The organism is Bacteroidota bacterium, from assembly GCA_036522515.1.
Lineage (GTDB): Bacteria > Bacteroidota > Ignavibacteria > UBA10030 > SZUA-254 > VBOC01.
Genome location: DATDFQ010000061.1, coordinates 95192 through 120241, shown reverse-complemented (window position 1 = coordinate 120241; position 25050 = coordinate 95192). Strand labels below are relative to the sequence as shown.

The following is a 25050-nucleotide window of genomic DNA, read 5'->3' as shown; positions in this document are numbered from 1 at the left end:
ATCTCGTCGATCCGGTCGCGCAGCGATGCGGCGCGCTCGAACTCCAGGCGCTTGGCCGCCTCGATCATCTCGTACTCGAGCCGGGCGAGCAGTGGGCCCGGACCCTCCTCGTGGATGGCTTGCAGGAGCCCGCTCACCTCGTCGCGATCGCCGGTGCCAATCGCATCGGCGACGGACGTCGAGCGCAGGATCTCTTCGACACTCTTCCTCACCGTGACCGGCTCGATGCCGTGCGTGCGGTTGTACTCGAGCTGCTTCTGCCGGCGGCGATCGGTCTCGTCGATCGCGCGGCGCATGGAATCCGTGATCGCGTCGGCATAGAGGATGACGCGGCCGCGCACGTTGCGGGCGGCGCGCCCGGCGGTCTGGATCAGCGAGCGCTCCGAGCGCAGGAAGCCCTCCTTGTCGGCGTCGAGGATCGCGACGAGCGAAACCTCCGGGAGATCGAGCCCCTCGCGGAGCAGGTTGACCCCGACGAGGACGTCGAAATCGCCCAGCCGGAGATCGCGCAGGATCTCGACACGTTCGAGCGCGTCGATCTCGGAATGAATATAGCGTACTTTAATGGCGATGTCGCTCAGATACTTCGCAAGGTCCTCCGCCATCCGTTTCGTCAGAGTCGTCACGAGGCATCTCTCGTTGCGCTTGGTGCGCTCCCGGATCTCGGCGATCAGGTCGTCGATTTGATTCTTGGCGGGGCGAACGAAGACCTCGGGATCGACGAGGCCGGTGGGCCGGATGATTTGCTCGACGATGACGCCGCCCGATTTCTCGAGCTCGTACTGGCCCGGCGTCGCACTGACGAAAATGACCTGATTCACCGACGCTTCCCACTCCTCAAACGTCAACGGACGGTTGTCGAGAGCGGAGGGGAGCCGGAAGCCGTGCTCGACGAGGGTATTCTTGCGCGAACGGTCGCCGTGCCACATTCCGCCGATCTGGGGTACGGTGACGTGCGATTCGTCCACGATCATCAGGAAGTCCTTCGGAAAATAATCGAGGAGGCAGTAGGGCCGCGAGCCGGGCGCGCGCCCGGCGATATGCCGCGAGTAGTTCTCGATGCCCGCGCAGTACCCGATCTCGCTCATCATCTCCATGTCGAACCGGGTTCGCTGCTCGAGCCTCTGGGCTTCGAGCAACTTTCCGACCTTCCTGAGGTAGTCGAGGCGTTCCGCCAGCTCCTCCTCGATCCCCTTGAGAGCGCGCTCCAGCGTCGGCGCGGAGGTCACGAAGTGCTTTGCGGGATAGATGATCTCCGTTTCCCGTTCCGCGATGACCTGCCCGGTGAGGGGATTGATGGAGGCGATCTGCTCGATTTCGTCGCCGAAGAGCTGAATGCGCACGCCCTGCTCCACTTCGTACGCGGGGAGAATCTCGATGACGTCGCCGCGAACGCGGAACACGCCCCGCTTGAAATCAAAATCGTTCCGCACGTAATGGATGTCGAGCAGCTTCCGCAGCAGGACGTTGCGCTCGATGCGCTGGCCCTTCCTGATGGGGATCATCTGCTTCAGCCATTCGTCCGGGGCCCCGATCCCGTAAATGCAGCTGACGGAAGCGACGACGATGACGTTCGTGTCCCCGCTCAGGAGTGCGGCCGTGGCCCGGAGGCGAAGCCGGTCGATCTCGTCGTTGATCGACGCGTCCTTCGCGATGTAGGTGTCGCTCGAAGGGATGTACGCCTCGGGCTGGTAATAGTCGTAGTAGGAAATAAAGAATTCGACCCGGTCGCGCGGGAAGAACCCCCTGAATTCCGCGAAGAGCTGGGCGGCGAGGGTCTTGTTATGCGACATCACCAGGACGGGCTTGTTGATCTCCCTGATCAGGTTGGAGATCGTGAAGGTCTTCCCGCTGCCGGTCACGCCCATGAGGGTCTGGTACCGGTCGTTGCGGAGAACGCCTTCGGTCAATTGCCGGATCGCTTCCGGCTGATCGCCTTCGGGCTGAAAGGGGGAGACGAGATGGTACGGCATGGGTGAAATCTATGGAATTATCGGGAGGATTTCAACGGGGAACGGGCACCGGAACGTTCTGCGTCCCCGGTGGGTGCGGCGCGGAGCGCCGCGGTATGCGTTCCCACGCAGAGCGTGGGAACGAGAGACGGCATGTCATCCTGAGGGAGCGGAGCGACCGAAGGATCTAGCGCACGGAGGGACGGAGATCCTTCGCTGCGCTCAGGATGACAATCGAGCTACTCATATCTCAGGGCGTCGATGGGATGGAGGAGGGATGCTTTCCGGGCGGGATAGAATCCGAAGAAGACGCCGACGAGCATCGAGAAAAAAACCGCCAGGATGATGGAGTTCGCCGTGATGAACGTGGGCCAGCCGGCGATCTTCGATATGAGTCCGGAGCCGCCCACGCCCAACCCGATCCCGAGCAGCCCTCCCAGCACGCTCAGAACGAGCGCTTCCATCAGAAATTGCGTCAGGATGTCGACCTTCCGGGCCCCGATCGACATGCGAACGCCGATCTCCCGCGTCCTCTCGGTCACGGAGACCAGCATGATGTTCATGATCCCGATTCCCCCGACGATCAGCGAGACGGACGCGATGCTTGCGAGGAGCGTCGTCATGATGCGGGTGGTCTGGGTCTGGGCGTCCGCGATTTCGGTCTGGGTCCGGATGGTGAAATCGTTGTCGTCCGATGCGCCGAGCTTGTGGCGCGCTCGAAGCAGATCCGTCATCTCCTGTTGCGCCTCGGGAATCTGAGCCTTGGTCACCGCCGAAGCGAGGAAGCCCCAGCTCCGTGTATTTCCCATCAGCCTCTTCTGGAGCGTCGTGTAGGGCATGATGATCAGATCGTCCTGGTCCTGACCCATCGCATTCTGTCCCTTTGCTTTCAGGGTGCCGAGGACCTTGAAGGGGGTGTTGCGGATCCTGAGCGTCTGACCGATCGGATCGGCGTTATCAAAAAGCTGTTGGACGATCGTCTGGCCGATCATGCAGACTTTCGTCGCGGCGCGTACGTCCTGGTCGGTAAAAAACTCGCCGGAGGCGACCTGCCAATCCCTGATCGAGAAAAGATCGACCGTCCCCCCCTGGAGAACCGTTCCCCAGTTGACGTTTCCGTAGACGATCTGTCCGCCGCTCCGCAGAAGCGGGCTGACGTAGGCTACGGCGGGGCATTGCTCCTTCGCGGCCTGGGCATCCTCTTCGGTCAGCGACGTGCCGGTGCCGGCGCCCGCCATGATCCCGCCTCTGGTGGTCGTCCCGGGAAACACCATCAACACGTTCGTCCCGAGACTGCTGATTTGTGCTTCAACCGAGGTCTGCGCGCCCTGGCCGATCGCCACCATCGCGATCACCGCGCCGACGCCAATGATAATGCCGAGCATCGTCAGAAGCGACCGCATCTTCTGCCGGAGCAGCGAGTCGAACGAGATCCTTAGTATTTCGATTAGACGCATCATCTGCCGCGGCCGCCTCCGCCGCCGCCGCCTCCGGGTCCGCCCATTCCGCGCGGGCCAAAAGGATTATTCTGTTGGTTGGGGGCGCTCGCGGTCTCGGCGGCTGCGAATCCGATTACGACTTCGTCGCCTTCCTTGAGTTCTCCGCCCGCAAGCTCTACATACCGGTTGTCATTGAGCCCGAGAGTCACCGTCACGGACTTGAGGTTCCTGTCGGCATCGAGCACCCAGATCTGCTGCGTCCGCGGCGCCCGGGATTCCTTCGAGCCGTCGCCGCCGCGGTTTGCCCACGCGCCTCTCTGACCGCCTTGCTGCCGTCCTTCGCCGCCTCCGGGCCTGCCGCCCTGGCCCTGGCCACCCTGGTTCCGTTCACCCTGGCCTTGCATCCCCTGGCGCTGGCCGCCCTGCTGTCGTCCTGTATCCGGCTGTCCTCCGCTCATCGAAGCCGCCGGCTCCGCGGATTTCGGCACGGCGTCGGAGGGGGGTTGGAACCGCAGCGCGAGCGTCGGGATGCGGAGGGCGTTGTCCCGCCTGTCGATCAATATTGACACGGTCGCAGTCATGCCGGGCCGGAGTTTCAAATCGGGATTCGGAACGTCGATCACGACGGTGTACGTCACCACATTCTGCACGGTCACCGGAGCGAGCCGGACCTGCGAGACGCTGCCGCGAAATTGCTCGTCTGGATACGCGTCGACGGTGAACGTCACGCGCTCTGATTCCTTGATCTGTCCGATGTCGGCTTCGTCGACGCTCGCCTCAACCTGCATGTGCGTCAGATCGTTGCCGATCGAAAAAAGCGTGGGGGTTTGAAGGCTCGCTGCGACCGTCTGGCCGACGTCGACCACGCGGGAAATGATGACGCCGTCGATGGGCGAACGGATCGTCGCATAAAGAAGATTCACCTTCGCGCGGTCGAGCGCCGCCTGCGTTTGCTTGAGCTGGGCGACCGCTCCTTCGTACGAGGTCTTCGCCGCGTCGTAATCCGCCGCAGAGACGAGGTTTTTCTTGAACAGCTCATCCGTCCGGTCATACGTCCGCTTCAGCCCGTCGACCTGGGCTTTGTTGCGCTCGAGGTTCGCCTGGGCTTCGTTGACGGACGCCTGGAGGAATGTCGGATCGATCTCCGCGATCACCTCCCCTTTCTTGACGACGCTGTTGAAGTCGACGTTGATCTTCGAAATCGTCCCCGACACCTGGCTCCCCACCTGAACGGTCTTGACGGGGTTGATGACCCCGGTCGCCCTCACCTGGATCACCACGCTGCCGCGCGATACCTTCTCGGTCCGGTACCGGGGGTCCTTTGAGGCCGAACTTGAGAGCCAGAGATACCCGACGGTCCCGAGGACGACGATCGTTATCAGCACATAGAGATAGATTTTCTTCATGATATTCAGTTCGAATAAAGGATTATGGCCTACAATTCATCCAGCGGTCTTCGACCCTGGAAGCCGTCCTGGGTCCGGTGCCAGGAATGGATGTCGCTTTCCCCCACCTTCCAGCAAAGATAGACTTCGTCTCCATTAGACCGCATATGAGGAAAATCGATTAATCCTTCGTCGAGCCCTTTGATCAATATCCCTTTCTTGTCCAGATTCTTGGCTATTTCGACCAATCGCTCCAGTTCCGGGGGGAAGAACCGTTCGCCGTTCGGCCCGGTCCCGCCGAAATACTCGTGCCGGTAGACGTCAAACCCCCGGGCATCGAGCTTCTTTTTCAGGGCCACCAGCTCGTCGATCAGGGGCGTGATTCCCATGAGCATCCTTCTCGCCTGCTCGAGCGTGAAATGCTTTTTGTGAAGGTACTCTTTCAAGTCTCCCTTAGAGAAACGCCTGTTTCCTAAGATTCATTCCCGGATTGGAGGCGGGCTCCCCCGCCGGCGCCCCTCAGAACCAGGTAGGCCAGGAGAGCGAACATCAGGACGGAGAGGTAATCCATATCCCACAGAAAACGAAACGCCTTGTATCCGAAGGCCAGGTTCAACGGCAGGCCCGTGTCGTCGTCGTCGAAGGGAGTCACGAAATGAAGAAACGCTCCCAGGACGCCTATCAACGCGCCGCCTGCGATGAGGCCGGAGGAGAGGAGCGTCCCCTCGCTTTCCTCCATGTCGTCGGGCTTGCGCTTGTAGACCCTGTCGGCGATTTTCCGGACGAGGCCTCCCACAAAAATCGGAAGCGTGGAGGAGAGAGGGAGATAGACGCCCACGGCGAACGTGAGCGAATGCATCCCCATCAGCTCTATGAACAGCGCGATGCAGACGCCGATCATGATGAGCCCCCACGGCAGTTTCTGCTCGAGAAGCCCGCCGATCAGAACGGCCATCAGGTTCGCCTGCGGGGCGGCAAGTTGCTGGCCCCCGATCCCGTCGATCCGCCGCTTGACCGCGAGGCCCGATTGCTGGTCGACGAGATAATTGCCGGGCTCCACCCCCTCGACCCCGCTCACCTTCGCGAGCAGGTACGACTTTCCGTCGCGCGCTTCGATCGGTTCCGCATGTTGCATCGCGGCGGCCGGGGGAGGAAACGGTTTGTCGAGCGCGATCTCCTTCGTCTGGCTCGTGTTGAGAAGAATCATCGTGTACCCGACGACGGAGGCGGAGGTCACGACGCCGATCAGGAGCCCGAGTTGCTGGGCGCGCGGCGTGGAGCCTACGAGAAACCCCGTCTTGAGGTCCTGCGCGGTGGTCCCGGCGTTGCTGATCGCGATGCAGACGACGGCGCCGATGACGAGCGCCAGATAGGTGTACGACGACCCCCCCCATCCGACCAGGAGGAAGATCAGGCAGGTTCCCATTAGTACCGCGATGGTCATTCCGGAGAGCGGGCTCGAGGATGAGCCGACGATCCCGGTGATCCTCGCCGACACCACCGAGAACAAAAATCCGAAAAGTACGATGAGCCCGGCGCCCAGGAGATTCATGCGGAAGGTCGGCACCAGCCAGATGAAAAATACGAGTGCGAGAGACCCGAAGGCGACCACGCTGATCGGCGTATCCCGTTCCGTCCTCTCAATATGCGCATGGCCGCCGTTCCCGAGCCGCTCCGCCGTGAGCTGTTTGAAGGACGCGCTCAGTGAGTCCCAGATCGCCGGCAGCGCCCGGAACAACCCCAGGATCCCTCCTGTCGCGACCGCCCCCGCGCCGATGTACTTGATGTAGCTGCGCCAGATCTCGTACGGGCTCATCTGGCTGATCAGCTTGGTCGCCGGATAGATCGCCTCCGTCGCGCTCTTGCCCGCGAAGGCGATGATCGGACCGATGATGAAGGAGGAGAGCAACCCGCCCGCCGCCATGATCACGGAGGTTTGCCAGCCGATGATATACCCCACCCCCATCAGTTCGGGCGACACATCCATCCCGATCGAAGAGCCCGGGTACGAAGCGAGATCCACCGTGGGAGTCGGTTTCCAGAACCCGAAGATCGACGGCATGATCTTGAAGATCGCGCCGATCCCCATCCCTTTGAAGATCTTCGCGGCGCTCGTGCCCCCGGTCTCGCCCGCTTTCAGGATTTCCGCGCAGGCCGTCCCTTCGGGGAACCGGAGATTTCCGTGCTCCTTGACGATGAGATACCGGCGGAGAGGAATCATCATCAGGACTCCCAGAACCCCTCCGGTCAGGGCGATGAGGAGCGTGAGCGACGCGCTCAAGGCGTACCCCAGGAAGATCAGCGCAGGAACGGTGAAGACCACCGCCGCCGCGATCGATTCACCCGCGGAACCGACGGTCTGGACGATGTTGTTCTCAAGGATCGTCGATTTGCCGAGTTTCTTGAGAATCGTGATCGACATGACGGCGATCGGAATCGACGCGGATGTCGTCAATCCGACTCTCAGGCCGAGGTAGACCGAGGCAGCCCCGAAGATGATTCCGAGGACCGAACCGAGGATCAGCGCGCGGAACGTGGCCTCCGCGGGCGATTCGGTCGCGGGGACATACGGCTTGAAATGCTGGAGCGCGGGGGAAAGCTGGCTCGAAGAGTCTCCTGCGGCGCCGGGGGTGGATGGAGGCATGGGGAGTCCCTCTACTTCACACGCTCGAACTCGAAGACCGACGGATGCTCTGTCTTACCCTCCATGAGCATCGTCCACTGCTGCGAAAAGTGGTCGGCGTCTTTGAACGTGAACGTAAGCGCGTGCATGTAGTTTTCCTTCTTGTCCGCGAGATTGGTGACATCGATCAGCTTGAAGCTCATCTTCAGGCCGTCCTTCGAGAGGCCCGTGGCGCGCATGCGCGGCTGGTTTCCCATGGAACAGTAGTGCGTCATCATCACCTTGTCGCCGTTGGGATGATACATGGTGATCATGGCCTCTTTGTTCTCCGCCATGTCGAGCGTCTCCATGAGCGAGGTCCCGGCGGATACCATCTTGTAGGTGATCGTCACCGGCTTTCCCTCCTCATCCTTTCCCTGCCATGTGCCGACGAGGGACTTGAGCCTCTCAAACGCAGGAACGGTCCTGGCGTTATCGGGGGGCGTCCCCGCCCGGAGCGTCAGGGAGCAGACCGCAAGCAGAGCCGCAAGGAATGTGGTTTTCATATGGTACCTCCGTCGATAAGTGATGATGAGTGTGGTGCCGGCCGGGCGCGTGCGTGTGCCGAACCCGGGGAGCGGGGACCGGAACGTCGCGGAGCAGGGGATCAGGGAACGTTCTTGAGTATCGCGAGAAGGAATTTCCAGAATCTCTCGACCGAATCGATATAGATTTTTTCGTCCGGCGAATGGACCCCCTCCAGCGTCGGGCCGAACGAAATCATGTCCATTCCCGGGACCCGTTCCCCGATGATCCCGCATTCGAGCCCGGCGTGGATCGCCTTGACGCTGGCTTCCTTCCCGAAGAGAGACTTGTACGTTTCCTTGCAGAGCTTCAGGACCTGCGAATTCATGTTCGGCTTCCACCCGGGGTACCCGTCCGAAACCTCGGCGGTCGCGCCTGCGAGCTCGAAAATGGATTGGACGGTCAGCACGGCTTCGTCGAGCTCGGAAGCGACGGAACTCCGCTGGCTTGTCGCCAGTGCGACACCCTTTGCGCCGGTGTTGACGACCGCGACGTTCGTCGACGTCTCCACGAGTCCCGGAATGTCGGCGCTCATCTTGAGGACGCCGTGGGGGAGAGCCGAGATCGCCTTCAGGATCGAATCCTGCTCGGCTTTCGTGATCACCTTCGATTTCGCCTGGGCCGGGAGCTCCGAGAGGGCGACCGTGAGGTCGGGGTCGACCGATGCCAGTTCCCCCTTCAGCGTGACGTTCGAATACTTCACGGCGGCGTCGGCTTCCGCGAGTTTTTTCTTCGGGAGGAACACTACCGCCGCGCACTCGCGCGGGATCGCGTTGCGCTTGTTTCCGCCGTCGATCGACGCGAGCCGCGCGCCGAGAGGGTTCAACCGGAGAAGGACCCGGTTCAGGATTCGTATCGCGTTCCCCCTCCCCTTGTCGATTTCCAGCCCGGAATGCCCGCCCTTCAGGCCGCTCACAGCCACGCGGCAGGCGACGGAGCCTTCTGGCGGAGCTTCAAACTTCACGCGCCAGGTTCCGACCGTGTCCTTTCCCCCCGAGCACCCGACGTAGAGCGAGCCCTCCTCCTCCGAGTCGAGGTTGAGAAGAATCTTGCCGTCGAGAAAATCGGCGGTGAGGCCGGCCGCGCCGGTCAGGCCGGTCTCCTCGTCGATGGTGAAGAGGAATTCGAGCGGGCCGTGCTCGATGGTGTTGTCCTCCATGAGCGCGAGATTCGTCGCCACCGCGACGCCGTTATCGGCGCCGAGCGTCGTCCCGTCCGCCATCACGACGTTGTCCTTCCGCACGAGGACGATCGGATCGGTGGTGAAATCGTGCACCTTGTCGGCGTTCTTTTCGCAGACCATGTCGAGGTGGCCCTGAAGCACGACGCCCCGGGCCCGCGTGAGGCCCGCGGAGGCGGATTTCTTCACCACGATATTGCCGGTCCGGTCCTGCATCGCCTGCAACCCGAGCCTCTTGGCGGTATCGATGACGTACTCCGCGATCGCGCCCTCGTGCTTGGAGCAACGGGGGATGCGGGAGATCTCCGCGAAGTATTTCCAGACAAGCTCGGGCTTCAGGCCCCTGATGGCATCCGACACAGACGGTTTCTCCTGATGATTGCTGTTATGCGAGTTCGCTCTTGCTTGTGGCGGCACGGACAAGGAAGAGGCACATGATACCGAACGCTGCCGCCGCAATGAGGTCTCCCCCCAAACCGAGCTTGTCGAAGTAGTTCTTGCCGATGTTCAGGGTATCGCCGAGGTCGCCCCCAAAGCCGATGAGGATCGCGATCGCTATGCCGGCGAGCGAGCCGCCCGCGACCAGACCGGTCGAATAGAGCATCCCCGGACCGATTTCACTTTCTTCGTGTTTGCCGGAGATCTTTTCAGAGAGCACCCGCATCAGGCCGCCGATGAAGATCGGAAACGTCGTCGAGAGCGGCAAATAGGCTCCCACCGCCCAGGAGAGCGCGTGGACCCCGGCGAGCTCGATCACGATCGTCGCAAAGACCCCGACGAAGACCGGCCCCCAGGGAAGTTGCTGCGCAAGGAGGCCCTTGATGATCGTCGCCATCAGCGTCGCCTGCGGAGCGGAGAGTTTTGCGGAACCGATGCCGTGGATCTCGCCCGGGACCGATTTGTCCATGATAAAAAGCGTCACGCCGATCGCCGCGGTGGAGGCGAGCACGCCGATCAGCAATCCGATCTGCTGTTTGATCGGCGTCGAGCCGACGAGGTAACCGGTCTTCAGATCCTGCGACGTCGCCCCGGCGTTCGCGGCGGCGATGCACACCGTCGATCCGATGAGAAGCGCGACCGCCTGGTATTCCGCTCCCGTCCATCCGATCGCCACGAAGATGAGGCACGTCGCCATCAGCGTCGCGATCGTCATGCCGGAGATCGGGTTCGACGAAGAGCCGATGATCCCGACGATCCGGCTTGAAACGGTGACGAAAAAGAACCCGAAGACGACGATCAGCACCGACATGATCAACGACCCGGGGAATGTCCCGGGCATGTTCGGAAGGACCGCCATGATGACGACGAGAAGGAGCGAGCCGCCGACCACCCATGTGATAGGGATGTCGCGCGCAGTCCGCACCTGGGATGCCGCTCCGGCCGAACCGCCGCGCAAATCGGCAAGACTGTCCTTGAAGGAGGAGACGATCGTCGGAAGGCTGCGCGCCAGCGTGATGATTCCCGCCGCCGCGACGGCCCCGGCGCCGATATACCGGATATACGCCCGGTAAAACCAGTCCGCATGGGAATGTCCCGCGATCCAGGCGTCGGTGAAACTCAGCGCCTTGAGGTCCGCGATCACCCGGTCGTCAGAAACGAAGAGCGAAAGGAGCGGGATCAGGACGAGCCAGGAGAGCACGCCTCCCGAAACGAGGTTTCCGGCGTTCTTCGGCCCGATGATGTAACCGACGCCGAGATATTCCGGAGTAATGTCGCTGTTCAGAGTGGCGTTCGGGTAGGTGCTCTTCCCGCCGCTCTGAAGGATCGGCTGCTGTTTCCAGAGGCCCAGCACTTCGTTGAGAAATTTGTAGCCGATCGCGAACCAGAGGCCCGCGAAGACTTTTTTCGCAAGCGAACCTCCCTTCTCGCCGGCAATCAGCACATCCGCGCACGCGGTCCCTTCCGGATAGAGAAGGTTCCCGTGCTCCTTGACGATGAGCGAGCGACGCAGCGGGACCATGAAGAACACCCCGAGGAGCCCGCCCACCAGCGCGAGCGTGAACACCTGCATGTACTGAAAATAGTGTTCCCCTCCGGAGAGAAAGATCAACGCGGGCACCGTGAAGACGACGCCCGCGGCGACCGATTCGCCCGCGGAGCCGATCGTCTGAACTATGTTGTTCTCGAGAATCGTCGATTTGCCGAGTTTCCGGAACACGGCGATCGCGAGGACTGCGATCGGAATCGATGCGGATACCGTCAGGCCCGCCCGGAGGGCGAGGTAGACGGTCGCTGCGCCGAAGATGATCCCGAACAACGCCCCGAGTACGATCGCCCGCGGTGTGAATTCGGGGATGATCGTCTCCGCCGCGATAAACGGCTTGAACTCGGGAGTTGATTTCGTGCTGGTTTCAGCCATAGAGCCTTCCTCTCGTTAGTGCCCGGAGATGATAGGATTAGTTGAGATGACCGCGGTTGAGAAGCGCCTTCAGGACGTAACCGGCGATCTGTGGATTTTCCTTGAACCTCCTGATGGAATACTGGTACCACTGTTTCCCGAACGGGACATAGATCCTCAGGCGGTGGCCGTCGCGCAGGATCCGTTCTCGCAGCTCGGGGCGGACGCCGAGGAGCATCTGAAATTCCACTTCCGCTTCCGGCACGCGAAGTTCGCGGATCAGGCGATACCCCGCCTCCACCAGCGCGGCGTCGTGCGTCGCGATACCGACCCGGGCGTGACTCCTGAGCATGAGCTCCAGCACCTCGATGAAATTCCGGTTGATGCCGGCCCTGTCTTTAATGGCGATCGCCTCCGGCTCGACGTAGATCCCCTTGCAGAGCCTGAAGCTCTTCAACCCATCGCCCAGCAGGGCCTCGGCGTCGGCGCGCGTCCGTTTCAGGTATGCCTGGAGGACGATCCCGAGGTTGTCGAATTCCTTGCGAAGCTGGCGATAGACCCAGATCGTGTCGGAGGTGCAGGAGGAGTCCTCCATGTCGATCCGGATGAAATTGTTGAGCGCGCGGGCGTGGGCTGCGATGCGGCAGGTATTATCGAGACAGAAGGCGCGGTCGAGTTTCAGGCCGAGCTGGGAGAGCTTGATCGAGACGTTGGAGTCGAGCCCCCCGTCGTGAATGGTGTCGAGCACGCGGATGATCATTTCGGTCCCGGCGGCGGCCTCTTCGCGGAGATGAATGTCCTCGCCGAGAACATCGAGCGTGGCCATCGCCCCCTTCGAGTTGAGGTCCCGCACAACGCGGACCGCGTCGGAGATTTCCTCACCCGCGATATAGCGGTTTGCGAACTGTCGGATAATGGGCTTGGGGACGGCAGGGAGTGTCGCTACGACGAGCTTGTTCAGGACGTTCATCGGTTCATCATTGGTGCCTGCGTTCAGACTTTTGACCGCAATTATGTGATGTGATGGTAAACGCGCCCGGACTGCTGAATATAGGGAAGGCACCCGTTAAAATCAAGCACGCGACCTGAAGGTCGCGCCTACCGATGTCCCGGGCACGGTAGGCGCAGGCTTTAGCCTGCGTTAAACAGCACGCGACCTGAAGGTCGCGCCCACCGATGTCTCGGGCTTGGTAGGCGCAGGCTTTAGCCTGCGTTTGTTTGCCCCGTCAGTGAAATATGAGGTTCACCACCCAGACAGACATGAGGACGGCTACGATATCGGCGACAATCCCGGCCGGGACCGCCTGCCGCGTCCGGGAAATCCCCACCGAACCGAAATAGACCGCCAGGACATAGAACGTCGTTTCGCCGCTCCCCATCATCACCGCGACCATGCGCCCGACGAGCGAGTCGGCGCCGTGGGTCTTGACGATCTCCGCCATCAGGCCGAGCGCACCGCTTCCCGAGAGCGGCCGGATCAGGGCCATCGGAAGAGCCTCCGGGGGCATGCCGATGAGTCTTGTCACGGGAGAGAGAATCGAAGCGAGAATCTCCATCGCGCCGCCGGCGCGGAAGATGCCGATCGCCACGAGCATCGCGACGAGATACGGGATGACGCGGACCCCGACATTAAAACCTTCCTTCGCTCCCTCTACGAAGGCTTCATAGATTTTCACCTTCTTCAGCGCGCCGTAGAGGACGATGAAGAGGATCAGCGCGGGAATCGCGAGGATCGAGAGGATCGTGATGATATCGGCGAACGTCGAGAGCATTCCGGTCAGCTCTTTTCCCCCTCGAGCTGCCGCCTGAAGAGCGGAAGCCTTGCGAGGAGCTTTGCCGTCGTGATCCCCACGGTCATCGTCACGGCGGTCGCGACGATGACGGGCCCGAGAATTTCGGTGGGATTCGCCGAGCCGGCGGCAGCGCGGATCGCGATCACGGTCGCGGGGATGAGCTGAAGGTTGCTGGTATTGATCACCAGAAAAGTGCACATCGCGTCGGTGGCCGTCCCCGCCTTTTTGTTCAGCTTGTTCAGTTCCTCCATCGCCTTGAGCCCGAGGGGGGTCGCCGCGTTGGCGAGCCCGAGCATATTCGCGGACATGTTCATGATCATCGCGCCCATCGCGGGATGATCGGGCGGAACATCGGGGAAGAGCCGGGTGGTCAGGGGCTTCAGGAGCCCCGCGAGCTTTGAGACGAGCCCTGCCTGCTCGGCGACCTTCATGATCCCGAGCCAGAGCGCCATGATGCCGATCAGCCCGATCGCGAGCTCGACCGCGGTCTTCGCGTACTTGATGATGCCGTCGTTCGTCACCGCATTGAGTTTCACAAATCTGACCGGATCGAAGACGATTTCCGGAATCCGGTTCGGTGAATTTGCGCTGGGCCACGCCACGCGGGCGAGCAGGAAGTCGGGGTTTCGCTGCGCTTTAAAGAGGTCTTTCCAGAGATCAGGCGTGTTGGCATCGACAAACACGTGCAGCGCGCCCGCGACGTATTCGGCCTTTTGCCGGATCGTGTCTTTCACCGAACTGCCGTAGGCGGCGTTGAAGTCGGCCGGCGTGACGATGAGCGTGCACGGGAGAGCTTTGGTGTCCTGCCCCGGATTATCCCATTGGTCGGGATGCTCGATCGTGACGCTGATTTGTTGTCCGTTATGGTAGGTGTTCGCGGAGAGGTCTCGGGCGTCGCTCCAAATCGCAACCCCGACGCCGATGGAAATCAGTGCGAGCCAGATATAATTGAGCATCGAGTGCCAATATAGCGGATTCCGCCTCTGATGTCAATACTCGAAATTTGAATGTTGTCGCAGGCTGACGCAATATCTCCCAAAATCGTCATGCTGACATGCTCCAGGTCAGCATCTTAAAACGTTTTTAAAAAAACCCCGACCTAGGACATGTCGCGACGACGCCTATTGGTGAAAGGGAGATGTTGCGTAAAAATCCCCCATTTCAGGCATGATTTTCCGGCGTCCTATTTTCCTGACAGAGCGACCTAATGGATACGCAATCGGCGGCCTTCTCCTTTGGCAAGTCTGGGGTTAACATATTTTAATCCCCGGCCTTTATCCGCCGATTGTCGCCGGATTTCCGAAGGTACCGTTCCAGGACGTCCTTCATTCAATAATAGTGCCGGAACGAAGGGGACGCCGTTGGCATGGGCTTTGTGGCTTAAGCTCTGCAGTTTCACTCACTAACGAAAGGAGAAACACCATGCGTACCTCATTATTCGCAACTGCGCTCATCGCGATGGCAATGCTGTCATCGCCGGATCGTTCAGCGGCGCAGACGTCGATGGGCCTCAACATCCGCAACGGAAGGGTGGAGAATTTCTATATGGCGATCGGCGACTACTACCGCGTTCCCGAGCGGGAAGTCACGATCATCCACGAGCGGGGAATTGCGGAAGACGAGGTGCCTGTCGTCTATTTCATCGCGCGGCACTCCAGATACTCGCCGTCTGATATCTGTCAGATGCGTGTCCGCGGAGACAGCTGGGTGGACATTTCCGACAGATGCGGCGTATCGCGTGACGCCTACTATATTAACGAATCGGGCGTCTCCGGGCCGCCTTTCGGGCATGCCTACGGTTACTGGAAGAAGCACCGCCGGGAAAGGTTCTCGGACAATGATGTCGTCACTGCCGTGAACGTGCACTGGATGAAGGACCGCTACGGCTGGAGCGCTCCCGAGGTGATCAAATACCGGTCGAACGGTGAGAGCTTTGCCGATATCCATGAAAAATTCCGGTCGCGGGGGGACCATGAAGGAAAAGGTCATGGCAATGGCAACGGCCGTGGCAACGGCAACGGCCGCGGAAACGGCAAGCACAAAGGCTGGAAGTAACTCGCGATAACGAAGCCCTCAATCTCAACCGCAACAATCGGGGGCTGATGCTGAAACGGAATCCCGGCCTGCACACGCGGGCCGGGATTCTTGTATAATATCCGGACCAAATCCACGAACCTGGCACGGTGCCTAATTTTGTCATCCTGAGCGAAGCGAAGGATCTCGTAGATCGTCGTGTGGAGATCCTTCGCTTCACTCCGTTACGCTCAGGATGACATTAACGAATTTGGAATATCCTCCCCAAAGTGGTATTTTGATTCATACTTTTCTGAAACCTGATCCACTCAACCGAAGGAGTTTTTGATGAAAATAGCATTCATTCCCGTGATGGCTCTCGTCTTGATGGCGTGCCAGGGAAACACTCAAGAAAAAGTGCAGATAAAGACCCAGAAAGACAGCGTCAGCTACGGCATCGGAATGAACATCGCCAATAATTTCAAGCGGCAATCGGTCGACATCGATCCGTTGGTCTTCACGCAGGCGGTCAAGGATGTGATGTCCGGAGGAAAGACCCTGATGACGGAGGACCAGGCGACGGACGCGCTCGCGGGGCTCCAGCAGCGGATGATGGCCTCGCAGGCAGAGCGGATGAAAACGCTTGGCGACAAGAACAAAAAGGACGGCGAGGCGTTTCTCGCCGAGAACAAGAAGAAACCGGGAGTGGTCACCACCGCCTCCGGGTTGCAATACAAGATTATGAAGGCAGGAACGGGACCGAAGCCGACCCTGAGCCAGACAGTCACGGTAAACTACAAGGGCACGCTGATCGACGGGACGGAGTTCGACAGCTCGTACAAAAGGGGTCAGGCCGTGACCCGCGCCGTGAGCGGTTGGATCCAGGGCTGGGTGGAAGCGTTGCAGCTGATGCCGGTCGGATCGAAGTGGCAACTCTTCGTCCCCCCGAGCCTCGCCTATGCGGACCAGCCCGCCGGCCCGCTTATCGGCCCCAATTCGACGCTGGTGTTCGAACTCGAGCTGATTTCGGTAAAGTAATTCCGGGGGGAACCGATGTGAAGGTAACAGCCGGCGGATACCGCCAGGAAACATGAAACCTAGGAGCATCAAGAAGATCAGTCCCAATGAGCTCAGACTGATATGGGACAACGGACACGAAAGCACCTACACCTTCGAGGACCTGCGCGATTTCTGTCCGTGCGCGACCTGTTCCGGCGAGACGCTCCTCATGCATTCTTACAGGCCCCCGGAACCCGACCGCACCGTCGCCGGGCGTTACGATCTGAAGGAGATCCAACTGGTCGGGTCGTACGCAATTCAACTTCACTGGGGGGACGGCCATGCCACCGGGATTTATACATGGGAGCTTCTGCTCAGGAAGTGCGGGTGCCCCGAGCACTCGCCCGCGGAAACGCACAGGGAATAGACTCAGAGACTTTTTTTCTCCAATAGGTCAGCGATGAAACAAAGGCCGTCGATTTTTTGCCGCTCCTTCGCCTGGTCCGCAGCCCTGGTTCTCCTCTTGTTCCTCGTATGCGAAGGTTGTACCCAACCGGCAAGCGGGCCCGATCCCGCCGCCTTCCGGAAGGAAATTCAGGAGTGGCAGTCGACGCGGCTTACGCGGTTGACTCGCGACGACGGCTGGTTGACCCTTTGCGGCCTCTCCTGGCTTAAAGAGGGGGAGAACAAGCTCGGGAGCGACTCCACGAATACGGTCATCCTCCCTGCCGGCAAGGCGCCGGCGGTCGCCGGATCGATCTGGCTCGAACATGGGGCTCTCCGGCTGCAAGCCCGTCCGGGATCCGGGCTCAAGTACCATGACTCGGTCGTGACCTCGATGGCGCTCAAGTCGGACGATGAGGAACCCACGGTGATCACACTCGGCTCGCTCAGCTTTTACACCATCAAGCGCTCGGACAAGATCGGCGTGCGGGTGAAGGACAAGGAGAATCCCGCGCGCGTGAACTTCAAGGGCCTCGAATACTTTCCGGCCGATCCGAAGTGGCGGTTTGAAGCCCGCTTCGAGCCCTACCGCCCTCCGAAAATCATTCCCATCGCGACGATGATCGGGACAACCGAGAACGATACCTGTCCGGGCGCGATCGTGTTCAGCGTGGAGGGGAAGGAATACCGGCTGGAGCCCGTGATCGAGACAGGCAACGAGAACCAGCTCTTCATCATGTTCAGCGATGCCACGGCGGGCAAGGAGACGTACGGCTTGGGGAGACAGCTCTACAGCGCGCTTCCCGACTCCGCGGGGAAGGTGATTCTCGATTTTAACAAGGCGTACAACTGGCCCTGCGTGTTCACGGTGTTCGCGACGTGCCCGATCCCTCCCCGGCAGAACCATCTTCCGTTCCGGGTCGAGGCGGGGGAGAAAATGTACTCCGGGCATTGACCCATGGCGGCCCCTGTCCGAAAGCCGGAGGATGAAAGCAGCGATCTCGGACTCGGATCGCGCGTCGCCCAGCAAAGCCGCGTCCGCTTCCTCAACCGCGACGGCACGTTCAACGCAGCCCGGCTCGGCCTGTCGTTCGGCGAATCCCAGAACAGATACCATCTGCTTCTGACGATCTCCTGGACGAAGTTCATCCTCCTCCTCATCCTCTGCTACTTTCTGACGAACACCCTCTTTGCATTTCTGTATGTTCTCTGCGGCCCGGGAGCTCTTCAAGGGGCGACCGGCGTAACGTTTGCCGAACGGTTTACCGAAGCGTTCTTCTTCAGCGTGCAAACGCTCGCGACGATCGGCTACGGAGTATTCAGCCCGAGGGGGCTTGCGGCAAACCTCCTGGTGACCGTCGAGGCGCTGGCGGGTCTCCTCGGATTCGCCCTCGCAACCGGAATACTCTTCGCCCGGTTTTCCCGGCCCGGGGCAAAAATCATCTTCAGCAAAGATGCGATCATCGCCCCGTACAGGGGCATCACCGCGTTCGAGTTCCGGATCGCGAACACCCGGAGCAGCGAGCTGATCGACGTGAAGGCGACCGTCGTGCTGAGCAGGACCGAGTTTCAAAACGGCATCTCCACCCGCCGTTTTCATCCTCTCACGCTCGAGCGGAGCGGTGTGATGTTCTTTCCTCTCCACTGGGTGGTCGTCCACCCGATCGATCCCACAAGCCCTCTCTTCGGCGTGACGAAAGAGGCCTTCGAGGCGTCCGACGCGGAATTCATGGTCCTCCTCACCGCGGTCGATGAGACGTTCTCCCAGACCGTGCATACGCGCTCCTCGTACAAGCATCACGAGGTCATCTGGGGAGCAAAGTTCAGCGACATGTTTATCGACGCGGGCGGGCCGAATCTCGGGATCGATCTGAGGCGCATTCACGACACCGAACCTGCGCCCCTCGGCGCCGGTTAAAACCGCCGCTTGCAAGGAGCGACGCACATGCTTTTTTACGTCAAGAAGTACATCTGGCTCAACCTCGGCGTGACAGTTCTTCTCGGCGGCGCGGGACTCTTCGGGATCTCGTACTTCCACGTGCCCGTTACGATTTCGCTCACCTCCTACTCGATCGTCTTCGGTCTCGTCTCGGCAGCCGTGGTCACGGTCTGGACGTTCACGGTCCAGAACGGGTACGCGCTGATCCGGGGTCGGGGGTATGCCGAAGAACTTACGAAATCGCTCGCAAAGGAATATTCGGGAATATCGCTTCTCCAGGCGCTCCTGGGCGGGATCACGGCGGCGTTCGGTGAGGAGTTGTTTTTCCGTGGATTCATACAGGGACAGTGGGGAATCGTCGCGAGTACCATCCTCTTCGGCCTCGCGCATGTCGGTAAAAGGGAGATCCGGGTAGTCAGCTACTGGGCGTTCGCGCACGGATTGCTGTTCGGGCTGGCATACAAGTTTTCAGGGGACCTCGCAGTCCCGATGATCGGGCACGGCCTCTTCGATATCGGCGGCATCCTCTACTTTCGATTTCTGACAAGGAGAGAGCCGATGCCGGCATGATTATCCTCATCACGGGAGCCGCCGGGAACCTTGGCACGCAGCTCACGCGTTATCTGATCCCCTCCGGCGACGCCCTGCGCTTGCTCGTTCACCGGAAGGAGCCGGCGCCGGAGATTCTCTCCTCACCGAACGTTACCGTGCTCAAAGGAAACCTCGCCGATCGCGAATTTCTTATGAAGGCCTGCGAAGGGGTCGACTGCATCGTCCATCTTGCGGGCGTGCTGTTTAAACCGAGGCCGGAACGCTTCCTCCCCGTCACAAACACCCTGTACGTAAAAAACCTGGTGGACGCCGCGCTCCGGACAGCGGTTCGACGCATCATCCTCGTCAGCTTTCCGCATGTGGAGGGCGAGACGACTCCCGCCGTTCCTGCCCGCGGCGTCTTAAACGCATCCCCGAACGCGATCCATTCCCGGACACGGCTCGACGCCGAGAAGTATCTCTTCGAAGCGAGCATGGGAACCCGGATGGAGGCGGTCGTCCTCAGAGCCGGCGTGATCTACGGAAAGAACATCAAGCTCATCGAAGCGGCGCGCTCGCTCCTGAGAAAACGCATGCTCGCAATCTGGAAAACACCCACCTGGCTTCACTTGCTCGCGATCCAGGATTTTCTAAAGGCCCTGGATATCGCCATCCGCGCTGAGGGGATTGCCGGAATCTACAATGTGTGCGACGACGAGCCCGTCGTGCTGCAGGATTTCCTCGACCGGCTGGCGGATCATTGGGGGTACCCGAAGCCACCGAGGATGCCCGACTTCGTGTTCTATTGGGCGGCCGCATGGTGCCAAACAGGAGCGCTGATATTTCGCACCTCCGCACCTCTGACACGGGATATCGTTACGATGGGGATGACATCGGTCGTGGCCGACACTTCCCGGATGAAGAAAGAGCTTCTGCCGGCGCTCTCCTTCCCGACATTCCGGGAGGGAATCGCCGTGATCGATTAACAAGAGAACAACTGCTCAAGGGAACAACATGAAAAAATACCATCCGTTGGAAAATCGATACGACGAGATGCAGTACCGCCGCTGCGGAAAAAGCGGCCTGAAACTCCCGGCCGTCTCGCTGGGGCTCTGGCAGAATTTCGGCGGGGCCGACTCGCCCGGCAGCATGCGGGAAAGAATCCTGCGGGCGTTCGATCTCGGCATCACACACTTCGACCTCGGGAATAACTACGGCCCGCCTCCGGGATCGGCCGAGGTAAACTTCGGAAAAATCCTGAGGGAAGATCTGGCGTCCTACCGCGACGAGCTGATCGTTGCGACGAAGGCAGGCTACCGGATGTGGCCGGGCCCTTACGGGGAATGGGGCTCGCGGAAGTATTTGTTGTCGAGCCTCGACCAGAGCTTGAAGCGAATGGGACTGGAATACGTCGATATCTTCTATCTCCACCGCCCCGATCCCGAAACCCCGCTCGAGGAATCGATGTCCGCTCTCGATCACGCGGTCCGGGCAGGCAAGGCGCTCTATGCCGGCGTTTCATCCCTGAGCGCGGAACAGACCCTCGAGGCGTCGAAGATTCTCCGGCGGCTTGGGACCCCGTGCCTGATCCACCAGCCGGTCTATAACATGCTCAACAGATCGGTGGAAGGCGGGCTGCTCGATGTGTTGCGGAGTGAAGGGATCGGCTGCATCTCCTTCTCCCCTCTCGCCCAGGGGCTTCTCACCGACAAGTATTTGGACGGCATTCCGGAGAATTCCCGGGCGGCGCAGAAGGACTCTTCCCTCAGGCGCGAGTCGATCAGCGCTCAGAGAGTGGACACTCTTCGAACGCTTAACGGGATTGCGAAAAAGCGAGGGCAATCGCTCGCGCAGATGAGCCTTGCGTGGGTCCTCCGGCACGACATCATGACCTCGGTCGTGATCGGGGCAAGCAGGGTTGAACAGATCGAGGAGAACGTCGCCGCGCTGAAACGGCTCGATTTTACCCCGGAGGAATTAGCAGCGATCGAGGGAGTGTTGAAGGGGTAGTCAAAACCCCACGTGTATCGAGGCCCTGAACCGGGGAACAACCCTTCCGTCTGCGGTCAGGTCCGGTCCCACGTCGAAATCGTAAAGGCTGGCGTCGACGTACGCGTCGACGAGGTTCAGAAGGTAGAGGGCGCCGAGGTACCAAGCAAACTTGTCCCTCTGATCCCTGTAAAAATCCCGGTTCAGGAGGTATAAAGGGTTGCCGCCCGGTTGGAGGGGCGTGACGCTCTGCTTGTACTTCTCCTGATAGTCCTTGTAGCTGTTGTTCAGATGGATCCACTCGTAGACCCAATACCCTCCGATACACCAGACTATCGGTGCCTTCCAGTAGCTTCTATTATAGATCTGGCCGAGACCCGGGACCGCAGCCGAAAAGCCGACGGCGAGCCAGGGTGACTTGGACGGGCGGACGAAGGATGTGTCCGAGCGTTTCGCGGAAACGACAAGAGAATCGGAGGGACGTTTCGATTGGGAGGCGGTGGTGTCGGACGGCAGAGGGGGACCGATGGGACGAGCGGAACAGAAGGCAGCTGATACTACTAGTTGGAGAATTACAAGGAGGGCTGAGGAGATCCTTCGGTCGCTACGCTCCCTCAGGATGACAATGAGAGGCGCCACCTGGGTCTAGCGCCGACCGTCTTCCAGGAGAGCGATCGCTTCAATCTCCACTTTCACATCCCTGGGAAGGCGTGCAACTTCGACAGTCGATCTGGCGGGAGGATTGACCTTGAAAAATTCCCCATAGACCTCGTTCATCCCGGAGAAGTCGTCCATATTCTTGAGGAACACGGTTGTTTTCACGACGCGTTCCATAGAGGACCCGCCCCCGGAGAGGATGGCCTTGATATTCTCGAGTGCCTGCCGCGTCTGCGCCTTGATGTCCCCGTTGACCACCATCTTCGTCTTGGGATCGATCGGAATTTGCCCGGCAGTATAAAGAAACGTGCCTGAGGCGGCGATCGCCTGGTTATAGGGGCCGATCGGTGCCGGCGCGTCGTTCGTGAGAACTACGGTAATGGGCATGGAGTTGGTTAGTGCTCGATGGAGGCGATGAGGTCGAACAAACGGCCGAGGTCGTCGCTCGAATAGAACTCGACGACGATTTCCCCGCGTCCGCCGTCGTGGACGTTCACGCGGACCCTGGTTGCAAGAATCTGCTGAATGCGTTCCGCGATGCTGTCGACCGCCGTGCCGGGCCCTTTTGGAAGGGGAACGGTCTTGCGGTCGTGCGCTTTCGCGAACTCGCGGACAAGTTTTTCCACCTGCCGCACGTTCAAATCCTGCTTCATGATCCGGTCGAAGAACCGTAGCTGGGTTTTCTCGTCCGGAATCGCGACGAGAGCCCTCGCATGCCCCATCGTCAGGAGCCCCTTCCTCAGCGTCTCCTGGATCTTTTCGGGGAGCTTCAAGAGGCGGAGGAAATTCACGACGGTCGTCCGGTCCTTGCTCACCTTTTTCGCGACATCTTCGGCGGAGAGCCCCACGTCGTGCATCAAACGCTGGTAGGAAATCGCGATTTCAATCGGGTTCAGATGCTCGCGCTGCAGGTTCTCGATCAGGGCAAGCTCGAGCATTTCCGCCCGGTCCCTGACCTCGATGACATAGGCGGGTATCGACTCGAGTCCGATCTCCGTCGACGCGCGGATCCGCCGCTCGCCCGAGATCAGCTCGTACATCCCGTCTTCCGCTCGCCGGACGGTGACCGCCTGGATGATCCCCTTCTCCCGGATCGATTCCTTGAGCTCGTCGAGAGCCTGCTGGTCGAAATCCGCGCGCGGCTGAAACGGATTCGGCCGGATCTTCGCGATCTCGAGATGGGTGATCGTCCCTTCGGGGATGTTCCGTTCGGGAATCCGGACGGGCGCGGGCTCGGGGCGGGTTTCCGGTGGTACGCTGCGTATCAGGGCGGAGAGGCCCTTCCCCAATCCATGTTTAGCCTTGGACATAACTCTCCGGAATAATATGATCGTGGTGGGCGGGAGCCTGCTGCCGGTCGAGGAATTCCCTTGCGAGCTGCATGTAGTTCCTGGCTCCCGAGGAGACCGCTTCGTAGAGCAACACGGGCTTCCCGAAGCTCGGCGCTTCGCTCAACCGCACGTTGCGCGTAATCATCGTCTTGAACATTTTCTCGCCGAAGTGTTTCCTGACTTCCTCGATGATCTGGTTCGAGAGCCGGAGGCGGCTGTCGAACATCGTCATCAGCACCCCTTCGATCTCCAGACGGGGGTTGAGGTCGTTCTTGACCATCGCGATCGTGTCGAGCAACGATCCCAGTCCTTCGAGGGCGAAGTATTCACACTGCACCGGCACGAGGACCGAATCCGCCGCCACGAGGCCGTTCAACGTCAGGAGCCCGAGCGACGGGGGGCAATCGATGAAGATGTATTCATACTCGCTCCGCAGCTTCGCGACAAGGGCGGCCATCATATGTTCCCTCCGCTCCACGTCGACGAGTTCGAGCTCCGCTCCCACCAAGTTGATGCTCGACGGCAGGAGCGAGAGGTACGGCATGTCGGTCTTGAGGACGATCTCGTGGGGATCGGTCTCGCCGATCAGCGCGTCGTACACGTTCTTCCGGTCTTCCCGGGGCTCGATCCCGAGCCCGCTCGTGGAATTCGCCTGGGGATCGCTGTCGATGAGGAGGGTCGGAAACTCGGCTACCGCGACTCCGGCGGCAAGATTGATCGCCGTCGTGGTCTTACCCACTCCCCCCTTCTGATTTGCGATCGTGACAACCTTATGCATAGACGCTCAGTGCGGCACCGAGGAACATGGCGATGATTCCGAGGACGATATTGATCCGCCGGAACTGGTCGACGCGGTGGCGGTACAACTCGGCTTTTTCATTGAAGCCCCCGTTCGAGGATGGGGATTCGAGATACTTCAGCATCCTGGCGTACCCGATCGAGTAAAAAACCATGAGGACGAACAACAGTTGTTTGAGCCCGAGAATGGCCGACCAGCGGTCCTGGTATTGAAACCAGATGAACCGCGGGCTGAGAAGCATCATGATCACTCCCGTCACCAGCATCGTCCAGACGCTCATCCAGATGAATCCGACGAACCGGCGGCTCACTTTTTTATTGAGGGAGCCTGAGAAACCGGAATCTGCCTGGAGGATCGGCTGAAGAACTGCGCTTTGAAACATCAGGCCGCCGAGCCAGATCACGATGCTGATGATGTGCATGCTTCGGCAGACCCAGAGTACGAAGTTCAAGCGGTGCTGTGATCCCAGTTTGAAGTGTGATGAGCCGTCAGGGAGTTTCGACTGCCAATATAGAATTTTTTTGTGGTTAAAGCAACGGCAAGAGCGAGATCCTTCGGTCGCTTCGCTCCCTCAGGATGACAATTTGGTCACGGCGCGGGCGCCGGTCCGGCGGGTTCGACAGCGGAATCGCCGCCCCCGGCCGGCCTGGCGGGACGCGACGAAACGAGAAATACGTACCCTCCCAGGATGACGAGTCCAAGATCCTCGAGCACGCGCGTCCAGGTGACGGGCGTCTGATAGGCCGCCCCGAAACAACCGCAATCGATGGTCAGTCCCCGGGCCATCGCGGAGAGGATTGCCAGCGTGAATCCGGCGAGCAGGATACTCGCGACGAGCGAGCTTCCCCGGAGATGGTGCCCCGCCATCAGAAAGAGCCCGCACAACAATTCGAGCCAGGGAACGAGCAGCGCGAAGATATTAATGGCCGGCAGGGGGAGAATACGGTACGCCTCGACGGAAATCGCGAACGCCTCGGGCGCCGCGATCTTCTCGATGGCCGCAAAGACGAACACGATCCCGAGAATGCAGCGGGCCGCGAGGAGAAGGTACTTGTTCGAGAGGAGGTTCATCAT

The 25050-nt window shown here is 60.4% G+C and carries 25 protein-coding genes; 8 read left to right on the top strand and 17 right to left on the bottom strand.

Annotated elements, in window-relative coordinates:
- The 11 genes from uvrB to VI215_13575 all read right to left on the bottom strand — a co-directional run.
- Window positions 1–1973: excinuclease ABC subunit UvrB (gene uvrB, locus VI215_13625; protein HEY6193357.1), on the bottom strand; the 1973-nt coding region annotated here is incomplete at its 3' end.
- 218 nt (window positions 1974–2191) lie between these two features.
- Window positions 2192–3412 carry an ABC transporter permease gene (locus tag VI215_13620; GenBank protein HEY6193356.1) on the bottom strand — a complete coding sequence of 407 codons (1221 nt, stop codon included), beginning with the start codon at window positions 3410–3412 and terminating at the stop codon, window positions 2192–2194.
- Window positions 3409–4797, bottom strand: a complete 1389-nt coding sequence (locus tag VI215_13615) for an efflux RND transporter periplasmic adaptor subunit (GenBank protein HEY6193355.1) — start codon at window positions 4795–4797, stop codon at window positions 3409–3411. Before VI215_13615 ends, VI215_13620 begins: the two co-directional genes overlap by 4 nt.
- Before the next feature lie 29 nt (window positions 4798–4826).
- On the bottom strand, window positions 4827–5222 hold the full coding sequence (locus tag VI215_13610; protein ID HEY6193354.1) for a DUF2203 domain-containing protein: 396 nt from the start codon (window positions 5220–5222) through the stop codon (window positions 4827–4829).
- Between the two features lie 26 nt (window positions 5223–5248).
- Window positions 5249–7420 (bottom strand): oligopeptide transporter, OPT family, encoded by a 2172-nt coding sequence (locus VI215_13605; protein HEY6193353.1) that lies wholly within the window; start codon window positions 7418–7420, stop codon window positions 5249–5251.
- A gap of 11 nt (window positions 7421–7431) precedes the next feature.
- Window positions 7432–7944, bottom strand: a complete 513-nt coding sequence (locus VI215_13600; GenBank protein HEY6193352.1) for a hypothetical protein — start codon at window positions 7942–7944, stop codon at window positions 7432–7434.
- Window positions 7945–8045: 101 nt separating this feature from the next.
- Entirely contained in the window at window positions 8046–9503 is a 1458-nt protein-coding gene (locus VI215_13595) for an aminoacyl-histidine dipeptidase (protein ID HEY6193351.1), read from the bottom strand.
- Between the two features lie 25 nt (window positions 9504–9528).
- Window positions 9529–11502, bottom strand: a complete 1974-nt coding sequence (locus VI215_13590; GenBank protein HEY6193350.1) for an oligopeptide transporter, OPT family — start codon at window positions 11500–11502, stop codon at window positions 9529–9531.
- A 37-nt stretch (window positions 11503–11539) separates the two neighbouring features.
- A complete protein-coding gene (locus tag VI215_13585) occupies window positions 11540–12451 on the bottom strand; it encodes a proline dehydrogenase family protein (GenBank protein HEY6193349.1) in 912 nt (303 codons plus the stop codon).
- A gap of 256 nt (window positions 12452–12707) precedes the next feature.
- Complete coding sequence (locus tag VI215_13580) at window positions 12708–13253, bottom strand: spore maturation protein (protein HEY6193348.1); 546 nt, start codon at window positions 13251–13253, stop codon at window positions 12708–12710.
- A 5-nt stretch (window positions 13254–13258) separates the two neighbouring features.
- Complete coding sequence (locus tag VI215_13575; GenBank protein HEY6193347.1) at window positions 13259–14230, bottom strand: nucleoside recognition domain-containing protein; 972 nt, start codon at window positions 14228–14230, stop codon at window positions 13259–13261.
- Window positions 14231–14696: 466 nt separating this feature from the next.
- Between VI215_13575 and VI215_13570 the strand changes: the two genes are divergently transcribed.
- The 8 genes from VI215_13570 to mgrA all read left to right on the top strand — a co-directional run bounded on the left by VI215_13570 (window position 14697) and on the right by mgrA (window position 21210).
- Window positions 14697–15329, top strand: a complete 633-nt coding sequence (locus tag VI215_13570) for a hypothetical protein (protein ID HEY6193346.1) — start codon at window positions 14697–14699, stop codon at window positions 15327–15329.
- Between the two features lie 306 nt (window positions 15330–15635).
- Window positions 15636–16325, top strand: coding sequence for an FKBP-type peptidyl-prolyl cis-trans isomerase (locus VI215_13565; GenBank protein ID HEY6193345.1), 690 nt, complete (start codon window positions 15636–15638; stop codon window positions 16323–16325).
- A 52-nt stretch (window positions 16326–16377) separates the two neighbouring features.
- Window positions 16378–16713, top strand: coding sequence for a DUF971 domain-containing protein (locus tag VI215_13560; protein HEY6193344.1), 336 nt, complete (start codon window positions 16378–16380; stop codon window positions 16711–16713).
- A gap of 33 nt (window positions 16714–16746) precedes the next feature.
- Window positions 16747–17685 carry a DUF1684 domain-containing protein gene (locus VI215_13555; protein ID HEY6193343.1) on the top strand — a complete coding sequence of 313 codons (939 nt, stop codon included), beginning with the start codon at window positions 16747–16749 and terminating at the stop codon, window positions 17683–17685.
- Window positions 17686–17688: 3 nt separating this feature from the next.
- Window positions 17689–18648 carry an ion channel gene (locus VI215_13550; GenBank protein HEY6193342.1) on the top strand — a complete coding sequence of 320 codons (960 nt, stop codon included), beginning with the start codon at window positions 17689–17691 and terminating at the stop codon, window positions 18646–18648.
- 27 nt (window positions 18649–18675) lie between these two features.
- Complete coding sequence (locus VI215_13545; protein HEY6193341.1) at window positions 18676–19239, top strand: type II CAAX endopeptidase family protein; 564 nt, start codon at window positions 18676–18678, stop codon at window positions 19237–19239.
- Window positions 19236–20186 carry an NAD-dependent epimerase/dehydratase family protein gene (locus VI215_13540; protein ID HEY6193340.1) on the top strand — a complete coding sequence of 317 codons (951 nt, stop codon included), beginning with the start codon at window positions 19236–19238 and terminating at the stop codon, window positions 20184–20186. Before VI215_13545 ends, VI215_13540 begins: the two co-directional genes overlap by 4 nt.
- Window positions 20187–20214: 28 nt before the next feature.
- Window positions 20215–21210 (top strand): L-glyceraldehyde 3-phosphate reductase, encoded by a 996-nt coding sequence (mgrA, locus tag VI215_13535; protein ID HEY6193339.1) that lies wholly within the window; start codon window positions 20215–20217, stop codon window positions 21208–21210.
- On the opposite strand, the gene VI215_13530 is transcribed toward mgrA, so the two are convergent.
- From VI215_13530 to VI215_13505, 6 genes are all read right to left on the bottom strand, one after another.
- Window positions 21211–21828: a DUF5683 domain-containing protein gene (locus VI215_13530; GenBank protein ID HEY6193338.1), complete on the bottom strand. Its 618-nt coding sequence runs from the start codon at window positions 21826–21828 to the stop codon at window positions 21211–21213.
- A gap of 6 nt (window positions 21829–21834) precedes the next feature.
- Window positions 21835–22233, bottom strand: coding sequence for a RidA family protein (locus VI215_13525; GenBank protein ID HEY6193337.1), 399 nt, complete (start codon window positions 22231–22233; stop codon window positions 21835–21837).
- A gap of 8 nt (window positions 22234–22241) precedes the next feature.
- The gene (locus VI215_13520; GenBank protein ID HEY6193336.1) at window positions 22242–23156 is read right to left on the bottom strand and encodes a ParB/RepB/Spo0J family partition protein; all 915 of its coding nucleotides are present in this window, start codon (window positions 23154–23156) and stop codon (window positions 22242–22244) included.
- A complete protein-coding gene (locus VI215_13515) occupies window positions 23143–23955 on the bottom strand; it encodes an AAA family ATPase (protein ID HEY6193335.1) in 813 nt (270 codons plus the stop codon). Before VI215_13515 ends, VI215_13520 begins: the two co-directional genes overlap by 14 nt.
- Window positions 23948–24427 carry a hypothetical protein gene (locus VI215_13510; GenBank protein ID HEY6193334.1) on the bottom strand — a complete coding sequence of 160 codons (480 nt, stop codon included), beginning with the start codon at window positions 24425–24427 and terminating at the stop codon, window positions 23948–23950. The genes VI215_13515 and VI215_13510 overlap by 8 nt, the downstream gene beginning before the upstream one ends.
- 137 nt (window positions 24428–24564) lie before the next feature.
- The gene (locus VI215_13505) at window positions 24565–25050 is read right to left on the bottom strand and encodes a MauE/DoxX family redox-associated membrane protein (protein ID HEY6193333.1); all 486 of its coding nucleotides are present in this window, start codon (window positions 25048–25050) and stop codon (window positions 24565–24567) included.

Excerpts from the sequence above, each read along its gene's own strand:
- VI215_13620 (HEY6193356.1), bottom strand. The coding sequence starts at position 3,412 with ATGATGCGTCTAATCGAAATACTAAGGATCTCGTTCGACTCGCTGCTC.
- VI215_13615 (HEY6193355.1), bottom strand. The coding sequence starts at position 4,797 with ATGAAGAAAATCTATCTCTATGTGCTGATAACGATCGTCGTCCTCGGG.
- VI215_13605 (HEY6193353.1), bottom strand. The coding sequence starts at position 7,420 with ATGCCTCCATCCACCCCCGGCGCCGCAGGAGACTCTTCGAGCCAGCTT.
- VI215_13600 (HEY6193352.1), bottom strand. The coding sequence starts at position 7,944 with ATGAAAACCACATTCCTTGCGGCTCTGCTTGCGGTCTGCTCCCTGACG.
- VI215_13590 (HEY6193350.1), bottom strand. The coding sequence starts at position 11,502 with ATGGCTGAAACCAGCACGAAATCAACTCCCGAGTTCAAGCCGTTTATC.
- VI215_13585 (HEY6193349.1), bottom strand. The coding sequence starts at position 12,451 with ATGAACGTCCTGAACAAGCTCGTCGTAGCGACACTCCCTGCCGTCCCC.
- VI215_13580 (HEY6193348.1), bottom strand. The coding sequence starts at position 13,253 with ATGCTCTCGACGTTCGCCGATATCATCACGATCCTCTCGATCCTCGCG.
- VI215_13575 (HEY6193347.1), bottom strand. The coding sequence starts at position 14,230 with ATGCTCAATTATATCTGGCTCGCACTGATTTCCATCGGCGTCGGGGTT.
- VI215_13570 (HEY6193346.1), top strand. The coding sequence starts at position 14,697 with ATGCGTACCTCATTATTCGCAACTGCGCTCATCGCGATGGCAATGCTG.
- VI215_13565 (HEY6193345.1), top strand. The coding sequence starts at position 15,636 with ATGAAAATAGCATTCATTCCCGTGATGGCTCTCGTCTTGATGGCGTGC.
- VI215_13560 (HEY6193344.1), top strand. The coding sequence starts at position 16,378 with ATGAAACCTAGGAGCATCAAGAAGATCAGTCCCAATGAGCTCAGACTG.
- VI215_13555 (HEY6193343.1), top strand. The coding sequence starts at position 16,747 with ATGAAACAAAGGCCGTCGATTTTTTGCCGCTCCTTCGCCTGGTCCGCA.
- VI215_13550 (HEY6193342.1), top strand. The coding sequence starts at position 17,689 with ATGGCGGCCCCTGTCCGAAAGCCGGAGGATGAAAGCAGCGATCTCGGA.
- VI215_13545 (HEY6193341.1), top strand. The coding sequence starts at position 18,676 with ATGCTTTTTTACGTCAAGAAGTACATCTGGCTCAACCTCGGCGTGACA.
- VI215_13540 (HEY6193340.1), top strand. The coding sequence starts at position 19,236 with ATGATTATCCTCATCACGGGAGCCGCCGGGAACCTTGGCACGCAGCTC.
- mgrA (HEY6193339.1), top strand. The coding sequence starts at position 20,215 with ATGAAAAAATACCATCCGTTGGAAAATCGATACGACGAGATGCAGTAC.
- VI215_13525 (HEY6193337.1), bottom strand. The coding sequence starts at position 22,233 with ATGCCCATTACCGTAGTTCTCACGAACGACGCGCCGGCACCGATCGGC.
- VI215_13520 (HEY6193336.1), bottom strand. The coding sequence starts at position 23,156 with ATGTCCAAGGCTAAACATGGATTGGGGAAGGGCCTCTCCGCCCTGATA.
- VI215_13515 (HEY6193335.1), bottom strand. The coding sequence starts at position 23,955 with ATGCATAAGGTTGTCACGATCGCAAATCAGAAGGGGGGAGTGGGTAAG.
- VI215_13505 (HEY6193333.1), bottom strand. The coding sequence starts at position 25,050 with ATGATGAACCTCCTCTCGAACAAGTACCTTCTCCTCGCGGCCCGCTGC.